The 18,187-nt window shown below is 69.1% G+C and carries 18 protein-coding genes and 1 tRNA gene; 10 read left to right on the top strand and 9 right to left on the bottom strand.

Annotated elements, in window-relative coordinates; all coding sequences use genetic code 11:
• Window positions 1-334: 334 nt before the first annotated feature.
• The 7 genes from BIX52_RS23045 to BIX52_RS20190 all read left to right on the top strand — a co-directional run bounded on the left by BIX52_RS23045 (window position 335) and on the right by BIX52_RS20190 (window position 6,064).
• Entirely contained in the window at window positions 335-520 is a 186-nt protein-coding gene (locus BIX52_RS23045) for a hypothetical protein (RefSeq protein WP_108676635.1), read from the top strand.
• 51 nt (window positions 521-571) lie between these two features.
• Window positions 572-1,486 carry a nucleoside hydrolase gene (locus BIX52_RS20215; RefSeq protein WP_075222926.1) on the top strand — a complete coding sequence of 305 codons (915 nt, stop codon included), beginning with the start codon at window positions 572-574 and terminating at the stop codon, window positions 1,484-1,486.
• 226 nt (window positions 1,487-1,712) lie between these two features.
• Window positions 1,713-2,372: a class II aldolase/adducin family protein gene (locus tag BIX52_RS20210; RefSeq protein ID WP_075222925.1), complete on the top strand. Its 660-nt coding sequence runs from the start codon at window positions 1,713-1,715 to the stop codon at window positions 2,370-2,372.
• A gap of 259 nt (window positions 2,373-2,631) precedes the next feature.
• Complete coding sequence (locus BIX52_RS20205; protein ID WP_075222924.1) at window positions 2,632-3,618, top strand: TRAP transporter substrate-binding protein; 987 nt, start codon at window positions 2,632-2,634, stop codon at window positions 3,616-3,618.
• Window positions 3,619-3,709: 91 nt separating this feature from the next.
• Window positions 3,710-4,366 carry a TRAP transporter small permease gene (locus BIX52_RS20200; RefSeq protein ID WP_075222923.1) on the top strand — a complete coding sequence of 219 codons (657 nt, stop codon included), beginning with the start codon at window positions 3,710-3,712 and terminating at the stop codon, window positions 4,364-4,366.
• Window positions 4,353-5,657 carry a TRAP transporter large permease gene (locus BIX52_RS20195; protein WP_075222922.1) on the top strand — a complete coding sequence of 435 codons (1,305 nt, stop codon included), beginning with the start codon at window positions 4,353-4,355 and terminating at the stop codon, window positions 5,655-5,657. The genes BIX52_RS20200 and BIX52_RS20195 overlap by 14 nt, the downstream gene beginning before the upstream one ends.
• Window positions 5,658-5,749: 92 nt before the next feature.
• Window positions 5,750-6,064 carry an NIPSNAP family protein gene (locus BIX52_RS20190; RefSeq protein WP_075222921.1) on the top strand — a complete coding sequence of 105 codons (315 nt, stop codon included), beginning with the start codon at window positions 5,750-5,752 and terminating at the stop codon, window positions 6,062-6,064.
• A 174-nt stretch (window positions 6,065-6,238) separates the two neighbouring features.
• Here the strand turns inward: BIX52_RS20190 and BIX52_RS20185 are convergent, their stop codons facing one another.
• Window positions 6,239-6,991, bottom strand: a complete 753-nt coding sequence (locus BIX52_RS20185) for a pyrroline-5-carboxylate reductase family protein (protein ID WP_075222920.1) — start codon at window positions 6,989-6,991, stop codon at window positions 6,239-6,241.
• 497 nt (window positions 6,992-7,488) lie between these two features.
• Between BIX52_RS20185 and BIX52_RS20180 the strand changes: the two genes are divergently transcribed.
• Together BIX52_RS20180 and BIX52_RS20175 are read left to right on the top strand one after the other, a co-directional pair.
• Window positions 7,489-8,016, top strand: coding sequence for a cupin domain-containing protein (locus tag BIX52_RS20180; RefSeq protein WP_075222919.1), 528 nt, complete (start codon window positions 7,489-7,491; stop codon window positions 8,014-8,016).
• Between the two features lie 26 nt (window positions 8,017-8,042).
• Entirely contained in the window at window positions 8,043-9,854 is a 1,812-nt protein-coding gene (locus tag BIX52_RS20175; RefSeq protein ID WP_075222918.1) for a cobalamin-dependent protein, read from the top strand.
• A gap of 478 nt (window positions 9,855-10,332) precedes the next feature.
• On the opposite strand, the gene BIX52_RS20170 is transcribed toward BIX52_RS20175, so the two are convergent.
• Window positions 10,333-10,407, bottom strand: a tRNA-Asn gene (locus tag BIX52_RS20170).
• 64 nt (window positions 10,408-10,471) lie between these two features.
• On the opposite strand from BIX52_RS20170, the gene cobU reads away from it, so the two are divergent.
• Window positions 10,472-11,005, top strand: a complete 534-nt coding sequence (gene cobU / locus BIX52_RS20165) for a bifunctional adenosylcobinamide kinase/adenosylcobinamide-phosphate guanylyltransferase (RefSeq protein WP_075222917.1) — start codon at window positions 10,472-10,474, stop codon at window positions 11,003-11,005.
• A gap of 140 nt (window positions 11,006-11,145) precedes the next feature.
• Here the strand turns inward: cobU and BIX52_RS20160 are convergent, their stop codons facing one another.
• The 7 genes from BIX52_RS20160 to BIX52_RS20135 form a co-directional block, all read right to left on the bottom strand.
• Complete coding sequence (locus BIX52_RS20160; protein WP_075222916.1) at window positions 11,146-12,033, bottom strand: SMP-30/gluconolactonase/LRE family protein; 888 nt, start codon at window positions 12,031-12,033, stop codon at window positions 11,146-11,148.
• Entirely contained in the window at window positions 12,030-13,940 is a 1,911-nt protein-coding gene (dxs, locus tag BIX52_RS20155) for a 1-deoxy-D-xylulose-5-phosphate synthase (protein WP_075222915.1), read from the bottom strand. Before dxs ends, BIX52_RS20160 begins: the two co-directional genes overlap by 4 nt.
• 244 nt (window positions 13,941-14,184) lie before the next feature.
• The gene (locus BIX52_RS20150) at window positions 14,185-15,237 is read right to left on the bottom strand and encodes an Ldh family oxidoreductase (RefSeq protein WP_075222914.1); all 1,053 of its coding nucleotides are present in this window, start codon (window positions 15,235-15,237) and stop codon (window positions 14,185-14,187) included.
• 178 nt (window positions 15,238-15,415) lie between these two features.
• Window positions 15,416-16,108: a L,D-transpeptidase gene (locus BIX52_RS20145; RefSeq protein ID WP_075222913.1), complete on the bottom strand. Its 693-nt coding sequence runs from the start codon at window positions 16,106-16,108 to the stop codon at window positions 15,416-15,418.
• Window positions 16,109-16,453: 345 nt separating this feature from the next.
• Entirely contained in the window at window positions 16,454-17,341 is an 888-nt protein-coding gene (locus BIX52_RS20140; RefSeq protein ID WP_075222912.1) for a polyprenyl synthetase family protein, read from the bottom strand.
• Between the two features lie 34 nt (window positions 17,342-17,375).
• The gene (locus tag BIX52_RS23325; protein WP_157956283.1) at window positions 17,376-17,546 is read right to left on the bottom strand and encodes a hypothetical protein; all 171 of its coding nucleotides are present in this window, start codon (window positions 17,544-17,546) and stop codon (window positions 17,376-17,378) included.
• Between the two features lie 3 nt (window positions 17,547-17,549).
• Window positions 17,550-18,065, bottom strand: coding sequence for a TspO/MBR family protein (locus BIX52_RS20135; protein WP_342743857.1), 516 nt, complete (start codon window positions 18,063-18,065; stop codon window positions 17,550-17,552).
• Between the last annotated feature and the right edge of the window lie 122 nt (window positions 18,066-18,187).

Genomic DNA, 18,187 nt, shown 5'->3' with positions numbered 1-18,187 from the left:
CTCCGGCGGCTCGTCCGCCTACGCGGCCCAAGTGGGTCCGGTGCCCCTAGCGGGAACTGCGTTGTTCCGCACTTGCCTCAACGCCGGTTCCGGCGACTGCGCGCCCTCGTCATTGGTGAGGTTGCCGCACCCGGAGGCCGAGGCGCCTCGCGGCGGTGCGTGCGGGTGATAAACGCAAGGCGGCCATACGGTCGGGGTCTGGATCGGCGGCCGGAGGGTGACGTTCACCATCGGCAGGCGAGCAAACGCGCGGCCTGTGATGGCCGACACGGCGCGGTGCGCGGGGCCGACCATCTTTCGGGAAAGTTCACGCAATCCAGAAATGGCTGCTTAGATGTCCGCCTTCCTGACCACCACACCGTTCGCCGGCCGTTATGCCGAGCATCTGCGCGTACGAGCGCGGGCACTTCTGGCCCACGTGCGCCATCCTTATCGCCCGGAGCGGCACTATATGCGGGGGCCCGGCCCTGCGACGGCACGGCGCGCCGCACTGGAAGCGGTGCGAGAGGCGCTGGCCTGAGACCGGGAAGGGCCCCGCCCTCACCGTTGAGCGAATACGAACGAGATCCCCATGGCCGGCGCGCCCCTCATCATCGACTGTGACCCCGGTGTCGACGACGCCATCGCGATCCTTCTCGCCCTCGGATCGCCGGAGTTGGACGTCAGAGCCGTGACCACGGTCGCCGGCAACCGCTCGCTGGACAGCGTCACGCACAATGCCCTCGGCCTGCTCGCCCTCGCCGGTCGGGCCGACGTGCCGGTGTTTCGCGGCGCCGCTCGGGGCCTTCTGCCGCGCAACGTCCGCTTCTCGTTCGCCCATGGGGACGACGGGCTCGGCGGCTATGAGGTTCTGCCCTTCGCCGCGAGCGCGGGCGAGGCGCATGCGGCCGACGCGATCGCGGACATCGTGATGGCAGAGCCGCCCGGCACGGTGACGCTCGCGGCCATCGGTCCGCTGACCAACGTGGCGCTGGCCTTCGCCAAAGTGCCAGCTCTCGCGGGGCGGTTGAAGCGGCTCGCCATCATGGGCGGCGCGGTGGGGGTGCCGGGCAACATCACGCCCGTCGCCGAGTTCAACTTCATGCACGACGCCGTGGCGGCGGAGATCGTCCTCTCCAGCGGGGCCGCCATCGACCTTTTCGACCTCAACCTCACCCGCCGTGTGGTGGTGACGGATGAGCTTCTGGCCGCGCTGGAGGCGGGTGGCGGACACGTGGCGCTTGCGGCGGCCGCCATGCTTCGGGCCTATGCGCAGAGGGACCTTGCGATCCACGACCCCTGCGTCATCGCCGATCTTCTGGCCCCCGGCCTCTTCGGCCGCACGGCGCGGCGCATCGCGGTCGACTATCGGCCCGGCCCCACGGATGCGCAGTCCATCGTGGACATGGACCCGGCGTCGACGCGGCCGCTCGTCAACCTCGTGGACGAGGTGGAGGCCCCGGCCGTCCTCTCGCTTCTCGCCGAGCGCATCACCCGCCTCGGCTGATCGCCCGCGGCGCGCGCGTCTCGACCGGCCGGCGCGCGACAGCCATGGTCGTTTTAGGGTTATGATGAGCTGACGGCGGTATCGACCCCGATGCCGCCGCACGGGTGCGGGGGGCGACGGGTGGCCGACGCTGGCCCGCGGCGCTCGGGCTGCCGCCGGGAGAGGGCGATCTCCGGCCGTCCCGCCCCTCGACCTGACGAACGGACTGACTGCGGAAACAGTGACGATGGACTATCTGACCGAGCGCTACGACATCATCCGCCAGTGCCGCGCGATGGTCGCGGCCGACCTCATCCGCGGTACGTCGGGCAATGTCAGCATGCGGGTCGGCGAGGGCTACCTGATCACGCCGACCGGCATCCCTTACGACCGCCTCGCGCCCGAGGAGATCGTCCTGATGGGGTTGGACGGCCGCTACGACGGGTCCATCAGGCCGTCCAGCGAATGGCAATTCCACCATAACGTTCTGTCCCACCGGCCGGACATCAACGCCGTGGTCCACACCCATTCCAGTCACGCCACCGCCATCGCGGTGATGGAGAAGGACATCCCGCCGCTGCACTATATGGTGGCGGCGGCGGGCGTGTCGCACATCCCGTGCGCGCCCTACGCCACTTTCGGCAGCCGCGCCCTGGCGGACCATGTGACCAAGGCAATGGCGGTGTCGCGCGCGTGTCTTCTCGCCCATCACGGCGTGATCGCCGGACATGCGACCTTGGCCGAGGCGGTGGCCCTTGCCGCGACTGTCGAGGAGATGGCGCGGCTTTACGTCCTCTGCCTCTCCACCGGGCGCGAGCCGCCGCTTCTGACGGATGGCGAGATGGCCGACGCGCTCGCCGCCTTCACGGGATACGGCCAGCAGCCGGGCGACGGGAAGGGCGCATGATTCGTGGCGGTGTCGCAGCGGGGAGGGTGCCGCGTACGTGCCCGGATCGGACGGCGGCACGAACCGGCGCCGCCCGTACGAAACAATAAAGTAAATCTCGTTGTATTCGTGGGCGGTTAGGGCAAGAGGCCGTCCGCGATCAAGTCATTTCACCCAAATGTCCCTTCCCCCGTGCCCGAATGCAACGCATAGTATGCGGCACACGCTCAACAAGGGCGGATAAACCCCGGCAAAGATCGGGACCTAGGGAGGGAATAGTATGAAGCGATTTATCGCTGCGATGGCGCTCGGCCTGATCATGGCCCCCGCCGGTGCCGCCCAGGCACAGGATGCGATCGAGCTGCACGGCGCGTCCCAGTTCGGCGACGAGCACGCCTTCACCAAAGCGCTGGTGAAATTCGAAGAGCTCGTCGACGCTTGCTACAGCGGCGACGTGAGTTTCGTCCTGCACAAGAATTCCGAGCTGGGCCTGGAAAAGGACTACTTCAACTTCATGTCCCAAGGCGTTTCGGTGGACTACGCCATCGTCTCGCCCAGCCACATGTCCACCTACTCCAAGAAGGCGCCGTTGATGGACATGCCCTTCTTGTTCCGGGACATCGCCCACTGGAACCACGTGTTGGAGCAAGGCGGCCTCGACCCCATCGCCGAGGACGTCCTGCAGCGCGCCGACGTGGAGCTGATCGGCTACGCGGGCGGTGGCACGCGCAATCTCATCGTCAACCGTCCGGTTCGCACGATGGAAGACCTCAAGGGCCTTCCCATGCGCGTCATGGGCGCGCCGATCCAGACCCGCATCTTCGACGCGGTGAACGCCGCTCCCTCCGTCATCGCCTATGACGAGGTCTACAACGCCATCCAGACCGGCGTGATCGACGCGGCCGAGAACGAGGCTGCCGGCATCGAGCAGATGAAGTTCTACGAGGTTGGCCCGCACATCTCCAAGACGCAGCACGCCATCACCGTGCGGCCGATCGCCTTCTCGGCCAAGACCATGCGCCGCTTGCCCGAGGACCTTCAGGCCTGCGTGCGCGAGGCGGGCGCCGAGGCCGGCAAATATGGCCGCGAGATCGAATCCACGCAGGATTCCGAGAAGCTCGCCGCCATGGAGGAAAAAGGCCTCCTCACCACGTACGAGTTCACCGAGCGCGAGAAGCTCCTGGAACTCGCCGAGCCGGTGAAGCGCGCCTACGCCGAAGAACTCGGCGCGACCGAGACGCTCGAGAAGATCAACGCCATCCAGTGAGGCCGCGCTGACGGGGAGCGGGCGGCCCTGACCCGGCCGCCCGTCTTCGCGCGCTCGCGTCTTACGCCGCCTCAGCTTGCCTCGCCCAGCCATGACCAGACTTCTCGACATCCTCTACTGGGCGCTCAGGATCCTCATCACGCTCCTGATCGCCGCCCTCATCGTGCCGGTCACGATGCAGGTTCTGTCCCGCTATACAGGCCTCGTCCCGCGTTACATCTGGACCGAGGAGCTGGCGCGTTTCTGCTTCGTCTGGCTTATCATGGTCGGCTCCATGATCGCCGTGCGCGACGACACGCATTTCGACGTCGACCTTCTTCCCGTGCCGCAGACGGCCCGCGCTCTCGGCCTCTCCAAGCTGGTGCGCCACCTCGCCATGATGGTGCTGGCCCTCGCCTTCCTCTGGTACGGCCGCCCCTTCGTGAACCAGGGCCTGATGCAGACCTCCGAAATCGCCGAGCTGCCGATGGTGACGATCTACATCGCTTGGCCGCTCGCAGGGGCGCTCTGGTTCGTCTTCCTGGCCGAGAAGATCGCCCGCGACGTCCACTATGTGCGCCTGGGGCCGGTGCCGCTGCCGCCCTACGATCCGCTGCGCCGCTCCGGCGACCTCGGCGCCGTCGAGCACGTCCCCCTGCACGACGCGCCCGATCCTCTCAGCACCGACCCGGCCCCCGCCGACCCCACCGACCCTGATCCTGCCGCCGCGCAGCGCACGACCCTGGAGCGACCCGATGTCCCCCGCTGAAGTCGCCCTCATCCTCTTCGGCACCTTCATCGCGCTCGTCATCGTGCGCGTACCGGTGGCCTTCGCGCTGGGGCTCGCGTGCGTTCCAGTCTTCTTCATCTCCGACCGGCTGACGCCGAGCCTGCTGTTCGACCAGATGTTCCGGTCCTACAACTCGTTCGTGCTCCTCGCGGTGCCGTTCTTCCTGCTCGCCGCCAACCTCATGAACTCGGCCGGCATCACCCAGCGCCTGGTTGACCTGTCGCGCGTCACCGTCGGCCATCTGCCGGGCGGGCTCGGCCACATCAACGTGCTCGTCTCCATGCTGTTCGCGGGCATCTCCGGCTCGTCGACGGCGGACGCGGCGGGCATCGGCTCGCTCCTCATCCCGCAGATGAAGAAGGAGGGCTACGATTCCAGCTTCGCCGTCGCCGTCACCGCCTGCTCGTCGGTGATGGGCGTGGTCATCCCGCCGTCGATCCTCATGGTGGTGTGGGGCGGGCTGATGTCGGTGTCGATCGGCGGGCTGTTCCTGGCCGGCATCCTGCCGGGCCTCCTCATCGCCGCGTCGATGATGGGCATCGTCTACATCTACGCCATACGCCGCGGCTACCCGGTCTATCCGCGCGCCACAGGCGGGGAGTTCGTCCGCGCGCTCGGCGCCGCGCTGCTGCCGCTCGCGACACCGGCCATCATCATCGGCGGCATCGTCGGCGGGCTCTTCACGCCCACCGAGGCGTCGGTGATCGCGGTCCTTTATTCGCTGGTGCTGGGCATGCTCGTCTACCGCACGATCACCCCGCGCCGCCTGCCGGTGGTGCTCTACGATTCGGCCAGATTTGCCGCCATCTCGCTCTTTTGCATCGGCACCGCCTCGGCCTTCGGGTGGATCCTCGCCTACTTCAAGATCCCCCAAGCCCTCGTCACCGAGATGGCGAGCTGGGGCGCCGGCCTGACCGAGACCGGCATCCTCATCGCGCTCGCCTTCCTCATCGTCGGCATGTTCATCGACGCGATTCCGGCCATCATCATCCTCGGCACCGTGCTTTTTCCAGTGGCGCAGGAGGTCGGCATGCATCCGATCCACTTCGCCATCATCGGCGTGGTGTCGCTGGCGTTCGGGCTCGTCACCCCGCCTTACGGGCTGTGCCTCTTGATTGCCGCCGCCATCGGCGAGATCCGCATGGTGCAGGCTCTGAAGGACGTCGCCATCATCCTGTCGGCGATGATCGCGGTGCTTCTCTTCATCATCCTGTTCCCGGATGCGATCCTGGCGCTGCCGCGGCTCGTGATGCCGCGCTTCATCGGCTGAGCCGGGGCGATCGCTCGGCACAAATGGACACGCATCGCGCCGGGTCGTTAGATGGCCCGGCGCCCCGCCGCGCCCCCACCCGGAGCCGACCGATGATCTACGAAGAACGCGACTATCACATCAAGCCGGGCAAGCTGGCCGAGTTCGTCGACGCCTACAAGAACCACGGCCTCGCGATCCAGAAGAAGCACCTCGGCACGTTCGTGTGCTACTTCACGTCCGAGATCGGTACGCTGAACCACGTCGTCGCCCTGTGGGGCTACGAGGGCCTTGACGACCGCATGGCGCGCCGCCGCAGGATGATGGCCGACCCCGACTGGCAGGCCTATCTGAAGCGCGTCGACGGCCTCCTCGCCGAGCAACACTCGCGCATCCTGCTGCCGACGGATTTTTCGCCGCTGCAATGATCCCGCCCGCCACGGCGCGCTGGGTGACGGACGGGCCGGGCGCTGCACCGCCCCGCGGCGAAACCGTCTGATCGGCGCATGGCGGCACCGAAGTCCTCTATCGCCCGTGAAGGGGCACAGGGCGCCGGACGTGGATGCGCCAGCTCGGCGGTTGCGCGTGAGACGCCCGGCGGATCAGCCGCGCAGCCTCTTCAACACCACGTCGCAGGCGCCGTCCCAGGCGGTGAAGGCACCGTTCGCGGTGAGATGATCGAGCCCCGCCTCGGTGATGCCGCCGGGTGTGGCGAGTGAGCGGATGAGCTCGTCCGCCGGGGCCGGATCCTCGGCCAGCATGCGGCCCGCGGCGGTGAACGTGGCCGCGGCGAGCTGGCGTGCGACCTCGGCGGGAAGGCCGTGGCGGGCCGACCAGTCCGCGCCCGCACCGATCAGCGCCTGCGCCCAGCCGTAGACCGCCGCGCTGACGGTGGCGACCTCGAACTCCTCTTCCGAGCCGATGGGAATGACGGGGCCGAGCTGGGCGAGCCAGTCCGCCACCGCGCCATCGTGTGGGTAAAGAAGCGTCGGACTGGCGCCGTAAGCCGCCGCCGTAACCGGCATGATGCGCACGATACGGGCCGCAGGGGCCGCACCTGCGAGCGTGGCGACCGTGACCCCCGCGCAGGCCGACACGAGGGTGTGGTGCGCACCGAGCTCGAGCGACGCGGTCACCGTGGCAGCGTCAGCCGGACGCACGGCGAGGAGGATCGTGCCGGCCCGCCGGACGACCTCCGCATTGTCGGCGGCGAGGCTGAAGCCGTGGGCCGCGGCGAGCGCCTTCCCGTGCCCGCGGGGCGAGAGGATGACGCTTTCCGGCTCCACGCCCGAGCGCATGAGGCCGCGCAGGACGGCGGTCGCGAGATGGCCGACGCCGATCACACCCAGCATCATGGGCGACAATCCGGACGGGCAGGGCACGCACGACGGGAGGCGCGCCGCCGACGCGATGAAGCGCCGTGGCGGGCGCAGCAGGCGCCATGGCGCACGCCGTAACGCTCGGGTGCTGGGCGAGGTTGGGCAAATCGGAGGCTCGGTTCGTCGGTATTCACGTGTCTGCACTCGTTCGATCGGGCGGCGGTGAAGGGCAGCAACGCCGCCTGGCCTTCCCCCGCCGGAGCTATGGGAGCGGTGACCGACGTCACCGTGGCCGAGGCCAGCCGGCGCCCTCACGGCCGACGCTCCGCAGTGAACGCACGCGACACTCATTGCGCAACCTCCTCATGGACATCCGCCTGAAGCCGCAGAAGGAATGGATGAGCGGTGCGCCGGCGGGGGCGAGCGGATCGGTTGGCAAAGGCGGCGACGCTGCCGCCGGGCGTTGACCGGAGCGCCGGCGCTGTCCACCCTCCAAACCTGCACTTTGCGACCAGTCGGGCCGGAGATCGATCATGGACGTCAAACGTAAGGCCGCCGAGATCGGGGTCCACGTCTCGGGCCCGCGGGAGCGTGAGAGCTACTGGCAGCCCGTGCCGGCCAACGGCTACATCGACGTGGCGCTGGCACCGCACATCGTCGGCATGAAGTCCCCGTTCGCGATGGGCACGCAGAACGTCGCGCCGGGCGGCTATGTGCGCGAACATACGCACGAGGAGAACGAGGAGGCGATCTTCGTCATCGAAGGGACCGGCCGCGCGGTGATCGACGGTGCGGCGCATCCGATGGAGCCCGGCACTACGATCTTCCTGCCGATGGGCGTGAGGCACATGTTCATCAATGACGGATCGACCGACCTCAGGTGGATGTGGTTGATCCTGCCGAACGGGCTGGAGGATTTTTTCCGCCTGATCGGCCGGCCGCGCTCGCAGGGTGACCGGGTGCCGAGCAACTTCCCCCGGCCGGACAACGTGCTGGAGATCGAGCGGGCGACGGTGTTCGGCGCACAGCCGGACGATCAGCGCGACCCCGGCGCGCTCTGACCGGCCGCGGCCTGGTGCCTCGTCGCATGTCCCTTGGCGCCGCCTCGCCCGCCGTGCCGACGCTCACCGCTCCGGCGCTGCGTCCCGGAGCGGACCTCCTCGCCGAGGGGCGGGCGATGGCGCGGGACTGGCGGTTGGGCCGCTGTCTCTTTCTGGACGCGGAGGGCGTTCCCTCCGAGGCCGCCTACAAGCGGCGGACGGCGCGGGAGGGGCGGATCATGCGCCACGCCCACATCGGCTTTCGCAGCGTGGAGCGCACGGTGGGGGCGATGGCGGACCTTGCCGACAAGGTCGCCCGCCGCGGCGCACGGATCGACCGTTTCGGCGTCACGCTGGACTGGACGATGGGCTATCCGCAGGAGCGCCGTGCGGCGGCGACCAGAGGCACCGGCATCGTCCTCGCCGGGCCGGAGGATTTCGCCCGCATCACCAACGCGGCGCCCGCGGCGCCCCATTTCGGCGACTTCATGCTGGGCCTGCCGGGCGCGGTCGAGAACGTGCGCGCCGCGATTGCCGCGGGCGCCACCGCCATCGGCAATCTGGGTCAATATTTCACCTTCCGCCTGCCGCATTGGGACGACGACGTCGCCACCACCGAAGCGACGGTGATCGCTCTCGGGCTGATCGCCGCGCAGGACGCCGAAATCCTGGTCCACTCCAACCTCGACGACGGGTTCGCCGGCCTCTTCATGGACATGGCGTCCGCCGTCGGCATGGTGATCGTCGAGAAACATATCGTCGAGGATCTGATCGGCGCGAAGGCCTCCTTCTGCTTCGGCCATCACTTCTCGCACCCGCTCAGCCGTGCCGCCTTTCAGGCCGCGGTGGCGCGGCTGACAGACACGCCGGGGACGATGATCTTCGGCAACACGGTCGCCTACCGCGCCGAGCCGGCGGCCAATTATGCCAGCCTCGCGAGTTATCTCCTCGCCGACATCGTGGCGCTGATGCGCCGCCCCTCCGGCCATGCCATCAACCCTGTGCCGGTGACCGAGAACGTGCGCATCCCGGATGTCGACGAAATTCTGGACGCGCAGCTTTTCGCCGACCGGCTGGTGGCGCATGCGGCCGACCACGTCGCAGCGGTGGACGCGGCGGCGATCGAGGCTTTGGCGGACACGCTGGTGGCGGGCGGGAAGGCGTTCGCCGCGCGCGCATTGGCGGGGCTGGCCGAGCGGGGGGTGGACACGGCCGATCCGGCGGCGCTGATGTTAGCGATCCGCCGCGCCGGGCCGAAGCGCATGGAAGCCTGGTTCGGCGCCGCGGCGGCAGGCGATGCGGCGCGCCCGCTGGTTCCCGCAGAGTGGGCCGAAGAACTCGACCGCATGGCGCGCGACTGGGCGGTCCGCCAGGCCCCTGCGCTCGCTGCGGGGGTGGCGCCGGAGGCCAGCGCGGGGGTGGCGCCGGACGCCGTCGCGGGGCGCGCTGTCACCGTCATCGTCGGGACGACCGACGTGCATGAACATGGCGCCTATCTGGTCCGCCGCGCGCTGGAGCAGGCGGGGATCGGCACGGTGGACGGCGGCGTGGCGGTGGATCCCGAGGCGCTGGTGGAAGCGGCCCGTGCGGCGGCGGCCGACATCGTCGCGATCAGCACCTACAACGGCGTCGGCCTTTCCTATGTTCGCGAAGTGATGGCGGCGCTGGCAGCGCGCGGCATGGACTGCCCGGTGATGATCGGCGGCAAGCTGAACGGCATCCCCGACGCGTCGAACTCAAGCCTGCCGGTGGATCTGACCGACGAGATCCGCGCGGCGGGAGCGGTGCCCTGCGCCGATCTGGACGACATGGTTCCGGTGATCCTGACGGCGGCATCGCGCCGCTCCGCGCCCGCCTGAACCGGCCACCTTCGTGCACGGCTGGCGGCGCGGACCGACAACATCGCCGCCAGTGCTGTGCGCGGTAGCGCCGGTGCGGCCCGCGAATCGATGCCGCCCCGCAGGTTTGGGCTTCGTTCGACCTGGCGGCGCTGCCCGGAGTGCCTCGATCCCGTCGCGGGATGGCTCGCGCTGTTATGCGTGCACCGGGGTCCAGGACCGGGCTGGCGGTCCGCAGCGGGACATGGGGCGTGGATCGTGCTTTGCGACGAAGAGAGGGACAGCTCATCCGAGCGCGGCGCTGACACGCCGACGGCAACAGTTCGCGAAACGCGCTGGCGCAAACGCCCGAATGCGACGGGCACATGCATGACCGTCGCGCCGATTTGGCACCGCACGACACGGCGCGGTCAGAGAGACCCACGTCTTGGTCAGAACTGAATGGGTGAGGTTTTGCGCGAAGACCACAGGTGCTGCATCAAAACAGCAGCCATGCGAGTGGCTCCCCGGGCCGGATTCGAACCAGCGACCAACCGGTTAACAGCCGGTTGCTCTACCGCTGAGCTACCGGGGAATGACGCGCTCGCGTGACGGGGGTATAGCAACGCCCGTTCGGGGATGCAACAGGGGGACGCGTCATCCACAAGCCTGAATTCATACTCGTCATCGGCGGGGCCCGATCGGGGAAATCGCGCTATGCCGAGGAGATCGCAGAGCGGGCGGGCAAGCCCGTCACCTATGCCGCAACGGCCGGTGCGCCACGCGATGCGGAGATGGAAGCGCGCATCACCCTCCACCAATCCCGTCGGCCTGACCATTGGCGGACGCTGGAGGTGCCGCTTGACCTTGCCGCCGCCGTGCCGGGGGAGGGCATCCTCCTCATCGACTGTCTGACGTTGTGGCTGACCAATCTGATGCTGGGCGAGCATGATATCGCCGCTGGCCGCGCGCGGCTCCTGGAGGCGCTGGAGGTGCGTGAGCGGCCGGTGATCGCGGTGGCGAACGAAGTGGGCGAGGGGATCGTTCCCGCAACCCCGCTCGGCCGTGCCTTCCGCGACGAGCAGGGAATGCTGAACCAGGCGATGGCCCGCGCGGCGACGACTGTGATCAAGATGGTCGCCGGGATCCCGCTCATGGTGAAGCCCGCGCCGGAACCGCGCATTCAACTCTGAGGGTGGCGCTGGGCGCCGGTCGGCTGGACGGTCCGCGGTGGCGCGACGCTTGGCCGGTGGGCGCGACGCTCAACCGGTTTGCGCGACGCTCGGCCAATTTGTGCGACGCTCGGCCAGTTGGCACGGCGCTTCGGCCGGCCTCAGCCGGGGAAGCGGGCGGGGATGAGGCCGGGGGCGGGAAGGCCCGTCACCACGAAGAGGCCGCCTGCGTGGGGCTGCACCGTGCCGGGCGACTGGTTGATGCCGATCGAGGTGACGTAGAGGTCGGTGAGGCCGGGGCCGCCGAACTCCGGCTTGCTGGGCCGCTCGATCGGCATGTCGATCACCATGTCGATCTCGCCCGCCGGAGTGAGGCGCAGGAGCTGCCAGCCGCCGACACCGGCCATCCAGTAGCAGCCGTCGGCGTCCACGGTGGCGCCGTCGGGACGGCCGGGCACGCTGCGGGTGTCGAAGAAGAGGCGGCGGTTGGTGGGCACACCTTCGTCGACATCGTAGTCGGCGGCCCAGATGGTGCGCACGGCGGGGTTGGAGTCGGAGAAATACATCGTCCGCCCGTCCGGCGAGAAGGCGAGGCCGTTGGTGCAGATGATGCCGTCGATCACCGGGGTGACCTTCCTGTCGGCGTCGACGCGGTAGAAGGTCCCGTCGGCGGGGGGCGGCGCGGGCAGCAGCGACATCGAGCCGACCCACCAGCGGCCCTGCCGGTCGGTGGTGCCGTCGTTGAAGCGGTTGTCGGGAAGGTGCGCTTCCGGCTCGGCGAAGAGGGTGCGCGCACCGGTGCTGAGGTCGAGATCATAAAGGCCGGACTGAGCGGCGAGCAGGATGTTGCTGCCGCTGCACAAGGCGAGGCAGCCGAGGCGCTCGCCGATCTCCACCGGCTCCAGCGGGCCGCTCGCGGGGTCGAAGCGGTGGATGCGTCCGCCGTCGATGTCGACCCAGACGAGGTGCCCGGCTTCGGCGTCCCACACGGCGCCTTCGCCGACTTCGGCCTTCGCGTCGTGGACGAGGGAGATCGACGGGGCGGTCATGCGCGGTTCGCGAGGCTGCCGGCGCCGAGCGCCTGAAGCGCCGTGCGTACGATGCCGGCCGCGTCGAGCCCGGCGGCGGCGTACATCGCGTCCGGCTTGTCCTGGTCGATGAACGCGTCGGGCATCGTCAGCGGGCGCACCTTGCAGCCGGTGTCGAGTGCGCCTTCGCGGGCGAGCAGGGTGAGAACGTGGCTGCCGAAGCCGCCGACCGCGCCTTCCTCCACGGTGATCAACACCTCGTGCTCGCGCGCCAGGCGCAGGATCAGATCGCGGTCGAGCGGCTTGGCGAAGCGCGCGTCGGCGACGGTGGTGGAGAGGCCCTTGGCGGACAGCTCCTCGGCCGCCAGCAGCGACGGGGCGAGACGTCCACCCAGCGACAGGATGGCGATGGTGCTTCCTTCGCGTACGACGCGGCCCTTGCCGATTTCGAGCGGGGTGCCGCGTTCGGGAAGCTCGATCCCTACGCCTTCGCCGCGCGGATAGCGGAAGGCGATCGGCCCGTCGTCATAGGCGGCGGCGGTGGCGACCATGTGGACGAGCTCGGCCTCGTCGCCGGCGGCCATCACCACCATGCCGGGAAGGCACGAGAGGTAGGCGATGTCGAAGGCGCCTGCGTGGGTGGACCCGTCCGCACCAACGAAGCCCGCGCGGTCGATGGCGAATCGCACCGGCAGCTTCTGGATGGCGACGTCGTGCACCACCTGATCGTAGCCGCGCTGCAGGAAGGTGGAGTAGATGGCGGCGAAGGGCTTGCACCCGCCCGCCGCCAGCCCCGCCGCGAAGGTGACTGCGTGCTGCTCGGCGATCCCGACATCGAAGGTGCGTTCGGGGAAGACGCGCTCGAAGAGGTCGATCCCGGTGCCGGACGGCATCGCGGCGGTGATGCCGACGATGCGCTCGTCCGCCTGCGCCTCGGCAATCAGAGCGTTGCCGAACACCTTGGTGTAGGCGGGGGCGTTGGGCTTGGCCTTGTCCTGCTTGCCTGTGACGACATCGAACTTGCCGACGCCGTGATACTTGTCGGCGCTGTTCTCGGCCGGCGGATAGCCCTTGCCCTTCTGCGTGACGACGTGGACGAGGACGGGCTTGTTGTCCGCATCGCGCACGTTGGCGAGGACGGGCAGGAGATGGTCGAGATTGTGACCGTCGATCGGGCCGACATAGTAGAAGCCGAGTTCCTCGAACAGGGTGCCGCCCATGGCGAGGCCCTTGGCGAACTCCTCCGCCCGCGCGGCGCCGCGCTCGACGAAGCGGGGCAGGCGCTTGACGAGACCCTTCAGCGCCTCACGCATCGTCACATAAGGTTCGCCGCTGGCGAGGCGGGCGAGATAGGCGCTCATGGCGCCGACCGGCGGGGCGATCGACATGTCGTTGTCGTTGAGGACGACGATCAGCCGCGCGTCCTGCGCACCGGCATTGTTCATCGCCTCATAGGCCATGCCGGCGGACATCGACCCGTCGCCGATCACCGCGATGGTCTCGCGATCCTGTCCCAAAATCTCGGCCGCCGTCGCGAAGCCGAGGCCGGCGGAGATGGAGGTGGAGGAGTGGGCCGCGCCGAAGGGGTCGTAGATGCTCTCGTCGCGCTTGGTGAAGCCGGAGAGGCCGCCCGCCTGGCGCAAGGTCGGCATCCGGTCGCGCCGGCCCGTCAGCATCTTGTGCGGGTAGCACTGGTGGCCGACGTCCCAGATCAGCGTGTCTCGCGGGGTGTCGAACACGTAGTGCAGCGCCACCGTCAGCTCGACGACGCCGAGGGCGGAGCCGAGATGGCCGCCGGTCTGCGAGACGGTTTCGATCAGTTCGTCGCGCAGTTCGTCGGCAAGCTGGCGCAGGTCCCGTTCGGGAAGGGCGCGCAGGTCTTTCGGCAGGTTCACCGTCTGAAGTAGCGGACGCACCGGGGCCCTCATACACATCATTCCAAACCGACATTAGGGGCCGGCCGGCGACTTTCAATCATTCGTAGAGGCGGTCGCCGGTCTGGCTGCCCGCCTCTGCGCTGCCGCAGCGGGTGCAAATCGCCGCGGCAAGCCCGATCCGGTGGCACAGTTGGCAGCGCGCCGTCAAACTCAGCGCACTGTTTCTTTACAGCGGTGTTCAGGATCCGCGGCGCTTTGGCCGCATCCGTATCACCCGCCCAGCGGCGCCCTTGTCTTAGAGGCCGTCCAGAGAGGGGAGGCCGTAGCGTTCGGCGAGGCGGCCGAAACCTTCCACGGTGACGGGGTCGAGGGGGATGCCGTCGGCACGCTCGGCGGCCACGGCCCATTCGCGGTCGCCGGGGGCCATCACCTTGCCGCCCTCGCGCGGGGCGGAGCCGCGCAGGGCGGTGAGATAACGCCGCATGCCGTCCGCGAACACCTCGCGCGCGACGAATGCATCGGGGCGCAACGCGAGCACGAAGGCGCCGAGGCCGCGCGGGGTGGCTTTGTCCGGCCCGCCCATCGGTGCCAGCTCGAAGCTCAGCCCCATGCCGGAGAGGACGGCGCTGAAGATCTCGGCGACCCCCGCGAGGCCGGCGCCCTTGAAGCCGAAGGCCGCGCCCAGAGGGGCCAGCATCTCGACGAGGTTGGCGTCGCGCGTGTCGATCCCGGCGGCGTCGGAGCCGGTTCCCTCCGGCACCTCGACGCCGAGACTGCGGTAGAGCTGGACGCGGTTGAAGGGGATCGCGCTGGTCGCCATGTCGAACAGCCACGGACGGTCGTCCGCCGGCGCGGCGAAGGCGAGCGGGTTGGTGCCGTGGAAGCGGAAGGCGCCGTCGTGAAGGCGCACGAACGCGTCCGAATTGCAGGTGGCGAAGCCGATCATCCCCTTTTCGGCGGCGGCGATGGCGAATGCGCCCGCGGCCCCGAAATGCGACGAATTGCGGATCGACACGGCGCCGATGCCGGACGTTTCGGCCATGGCGACGGCCTTGTCCATGGCGGCGTAGGTGGCGCGGGCCCCGTGGGCGTTGTCGGCGTCCAGCGTGGCGATGGCGCCGAGTTCGGCCACGAAGGTCAGGTTCGGCGCCTTGTTGACGCGCCCGCCCTCCATGACGCTGATGTAGTGTTCCAGCAGCCGCACGCCGTGGCTGTCGACGCCGATGCGCGAGGCGTGCATCAGCGCGCGGGCGACGGCGTCGGTGGTGGCGGCGTCCGCACCCGCGGCATCGAGGGCAGCGCGGACGAAGCGGTCCAGCGCCGCGGGGTCGACGACGACGACGCTCATCGGGTCACCCCGGCCGGGGTGCGGTGCGCGTCGGTGTGAGTGACCCGAGTGTGAGCGAGCCGGTAGTGAGTGGTCATGGAGCCTCCCGCCGTTCTTATTGATCGTGTCCCATAAGACAGACGGCGGTGAACTTCCATGGCGCCTGCGCCCCCCGCCCGGCGGCGTGCGGCGAGGGCGGTTAGTAGATCGCGGCCGGGCGGACGATCACGCGGGTCTTCAGCGGCGTGCGGCTGTAGAGGTCGATGATGTCGTGATTGAGGAGGCGCACGCAGCCCGACGACACGTTGCGGCCGATGGAATAGGCCTCGGCGGTACCGTGCAGGCGGTAGAGCGTGTCCTGTCCGCCCTGGAAGAGGTAGAGCGCGCGGGCGCCCAGCGGATTGGCGGGGCCGGGGGGCATCCCTTCGCGATATTCCTCGAGCTTCGGATCGCGCTCGATCATCTCGGCCGGCGGGGTCCAGGTCGGCCATTCGCGCTTCAGGCGGATGATGGCCTCGCCGTCCCAGCCGAAGCCTGAGCGGCCGAGCCCGACGCCGTAGCGCATCGCCTGACCCTCCGGCAGCGTGAAATAGAGGAACTTGTTGGTGGTATCGACGACGATGGTGCCGGGTGCCTCGCCGGTGGGATTGCGCACCTCGCGCCGCAGATAGACCGGGTCGAACTGCGTGATGTCGACGGCGGGGAGGGCGTAGCGCTCGTTGGTCAAAGGGCCGTAGAGGGCGCGGTAGGAGGGATCGATCGGCGCGGGGCCGGAGACCACGGTCGCGGTCTGGACAACGGGGCCGGTCTGGCAGCCGGCAACCGTGAGGGCAGCGGACCCGGCGAGGAAGGCGCGGCGACTGACGCCCGCAGTGGAGACACGGGGCCGCACCGGCGCTGCGGGAGAGGGAGGCGCGGACCCTTCGGACACCGCCTGAGGGCGCTCAGAGTGACGGAAACAAGACATGCCGACGCGGGTCCTTCACAAAGCATTCGGTGAGGCCGAACGAGCTTGCGACCATTTTACCGTGGAAATTGATCCTTGGGGTGTCGCCCTTCGCCTAAGGGGCCGGATCGAGAGGTGATTCGCGGCGATTGTGGCCGCCACGGCACGGTCGGTCCGGTTCGGTTAACACCATCTTTCCACAGGCGGGAGCGGTGTCCGGCGCCGGGCGGCTGCCGCAACCGGCGGTGCGGTGCGCCGCGCGACGGATGCGGCCGGGAGTGGCCAGGCGGCTCAGGCGGTGGCGTCGATTCCGAAGCGGGTGGCGAGGCTTTCGGGAAGGAAGCGGGCCGTCTGCTCGCGCACGAGGGTGCGCAGCGCGTCGGCCATCGGCCCGCACGGTATAGCGTCGGTGGCACCGGAAATGTGGTCCTTGAGCACGCGGACCGCGCCGTCGATGCCGTGGCGCTTCACCGCCGAGGGGCGGTCGTGGGCGTCGTCCTGCCCGGTCGGTTTGCCGCCGCCGCCGAGGCGCAGCGCGTCGTGCAGGTCGTCGGCCACCTGATAGGCCGCGCCGAGCCGCGCGCCGACGGGACGCCAGGGCGCGGCATCGGCACCCGCGGCGGTCGCCCCCATGACCGCGGCGGCCTCGAACAGCGCGCCCGTCTTCGCCGCGTGGTAGGCGGCGACATCGCAGAGCGGCTCGCTTTCCAGTGCCTGACCGGCGACGAGGCCGGAGGGCGTTCCCGCCGCCGCGGCGAGCGTCGCCAACAAAAAGGGCAGACGCTCGCCCGCCGCGTCCGCAACGTCCGACAAGGCCTGGAAGGAGAGGACGATGAGCGCATCCCCCGTCAACACCGCGAGCGCTTCCCCGTGGGCGACGTGGATGGCCGGAGCACCGCGCCTCAACGGGGCATCGTCGAAGCACGGCAGATCGTCGTGCACCAGGGAGGCGGTGTGAAGGAATTCCACCGCGGCGGCGGCGGCATCGGACACCCGAGGGCGGTCGTCCCCGCACGCCATCGCGATGCCGAGTGCGAAGCGAGGGCGCACCCGCGCCCCGCCGGGGAAGAGGGCGGACGTCAGGGCAGTGCCGAGCCGCGGAGGGCTGCACCTTCCATCGAGATGCCGCCTGATGGCCGCGTCGACGCGGTGGGAAAGGGAACTGCCAGTCGCGCTCATGGCGATCTGGAATGGATCAAATCTAAGTCGGCTGTCAATCGAGCCAATTGCCGCTGCCGCTCAAGTGATCAGGGCCCTTTTGCGCGCGATCCTCCGGCATCCGCGCGGGGGCTTTGCGCATGTCGCGCCATTCGCACGCGGCAAAGGTGAGAAGGCTGCCGGCAATGAGCAAGATCTCGAAGAAAACAATTGCATTCATGTTCATGGATCACTCCACCGTTGGCCGTGGGGCCGAGGCGCCTCCAGTCCGATCCGGGACGGGGCGCCCTCTGTTGAGTATTAAGATAGTGTAGTTCAGGGCCGAAGCAAAGCTGACCCACACGAGGTAGGGCACGAGGAGTGCAGCAGCAACGGCGGAAACCGGGGCGAAGAGAACGATCGTGGCGAGGATGGCGAGGACCAGAAGGGCGATGTCGGCGAGCGCCCAGTCCATCCGGTGCAGCTTGAAGAAGAGCGGCGACCAGAGCGCGTTGAGGGCGAGTTGGAGACCCCACGCGGCGAGCGGCAACGCGCGTTCGCCTGGCGCGGCGGCGACCGTGAAGAGGTAGGCCGATACCGCGATGGTGGCGTAAAGCACGCACCAGGCGATGGGAAAGAGCAGGTTGGGCGGGGTCCAGCGCGGTTTGCGCAGGGCCGCGTACCACGAGCCGGGGCGGAAGATTGCACCTGTTGCGGCCGCGGCCAGGGTGACGAGAACGAAGACGGCGAAAAGGGGCCAGTTCACGGCGAACTCCATTTGGCATTCCAACGCCATGCGGGGCGGTTGGATCCCCGCTCCAGGCGAAGGGTCGGCCTGCTGCGATCAACGAATTGTCATCGGCGCGTTACCGTCGCCAGGAGGGGTGC

This window comes from Acuticoccus yangtzensis (assembly GCF_001927245.1).
Lineage (GTDB): Bacteria > Pseudomonadota > Alphaproteobacteria > Rhizobiales > Amorphaceae > Acuticoccus > Acuticoccus yangtzensis.
The sequence above is the reverse complement of the archived record's forward strand: the minus strand, read 5'-3'. Positions and strand labels throughout refer to the sequence as shown.

Bases quoted from the DNA above. Each gene is read 5' to 3' on its own strand.
- BIX52_RS20185 (WP_075222920.1), bottom strand. From the start codon at position 6,991: ATGATGCTGGGTGTGATCGGCGTCGGCCATCTCGCGACCGCCGTCCTG.
- BIX52_RS20200 (WP_075222923.1), top strand. From the start codon at position 3,710: ATGACCAGACTTCTCGACATCCTCTACTGGGCGCTCAGGATCCTCATC.
- BIX52_RS20140 (WP_075222912.1), bottom strand. From the start codon at position 17,341: ATGAGCGCGACTGGCAGTTCCCTTTCCCACCGCGTCGACGCGGCCATC.
- BIX52_RS20210 (WP_075222925.1), top strand. From the start codon at position 1,713: ATGGACTATCTGACCGAGCGCTACGACATCATCCGCCAGTGCCGCGCG.
- BIX52_RS20160 (WP_075222916.1), bottom strand. From the start codon at position 12,033: ATGACCGCCCCGTCGATCTCCCTCGTCCACGACGCGAAGGCCGAAGTC.
- BIX52_RS20205 (WP_075222924.1), top strand. From the start codon at position 2,632: ATGAAGCGATTTATCGCTGCGATGGCGCTCGGCCTGATCATGGCCCCC.
- BIX52_RS20190 (WP_075222921.1), top strand. From the start codon at position 5,750: ATGATCTACGAAGAACGCGACTATCACATCAAGCCGGGCAAGCTGGCC.
- BIX52_RS20215 (WP_075222926.1), top strand. From the start codon at position 572: ATGGCCGGCGCGCCCCTCATCATCGACTGTGACCCCGGTGTCGACGAC.
- BIX52_RS20180 (WP_075222919.1), top strand. From the start codon at position 7,489: ATGGACGTCAAACGTAAGGCCGCCGAGATCGGGGTCCACGTCTCGGGC.
- BIX52_RS20195 (WP_075222922.1), top strand. From the start codon at position 4,353: ATGTCCCCCGCTGAAGTCGCCCTCATCCTCTTCGGCACCTTCATCGCG.
- BIX52_RS23325 (WP_157956283.1), bottom strand. From the start codon at position 17,546: ATGAACATGAATGCAATTGTTTTCTTCGAGATCTTGCTCATTGCCGGC.
- dxs (WP_075222915.1), bottom strand. From the start codon at position 13,940: ATGAGGGCCCCGGTGCGTCCGCTACTTCAGACGGTGAACCTGCCGAAA.
- BIX52_RS20150 (WP_075222914.1), bottom strand. From the start codon at position 15,237: ATGAGCGTCGTCGTCGTCGACCCCGCGGCGCTGGACCGCTTCGTCCGC.
- BIX52_RS23045 (WP_108676635.1), top strand. From the start codon at position 335: ATGTCCGCCTTCCTGACCACCACACCGTTCGCCGGCCGTTATGCCGAG.
- BIX52_RS20175 (WP_075222918.1), top strand. From the start codon at position 8,043: ATGTCCCTTGGCGCCGCCTCGCCCGCCGTGCCGACGCTCACCGCTCCG.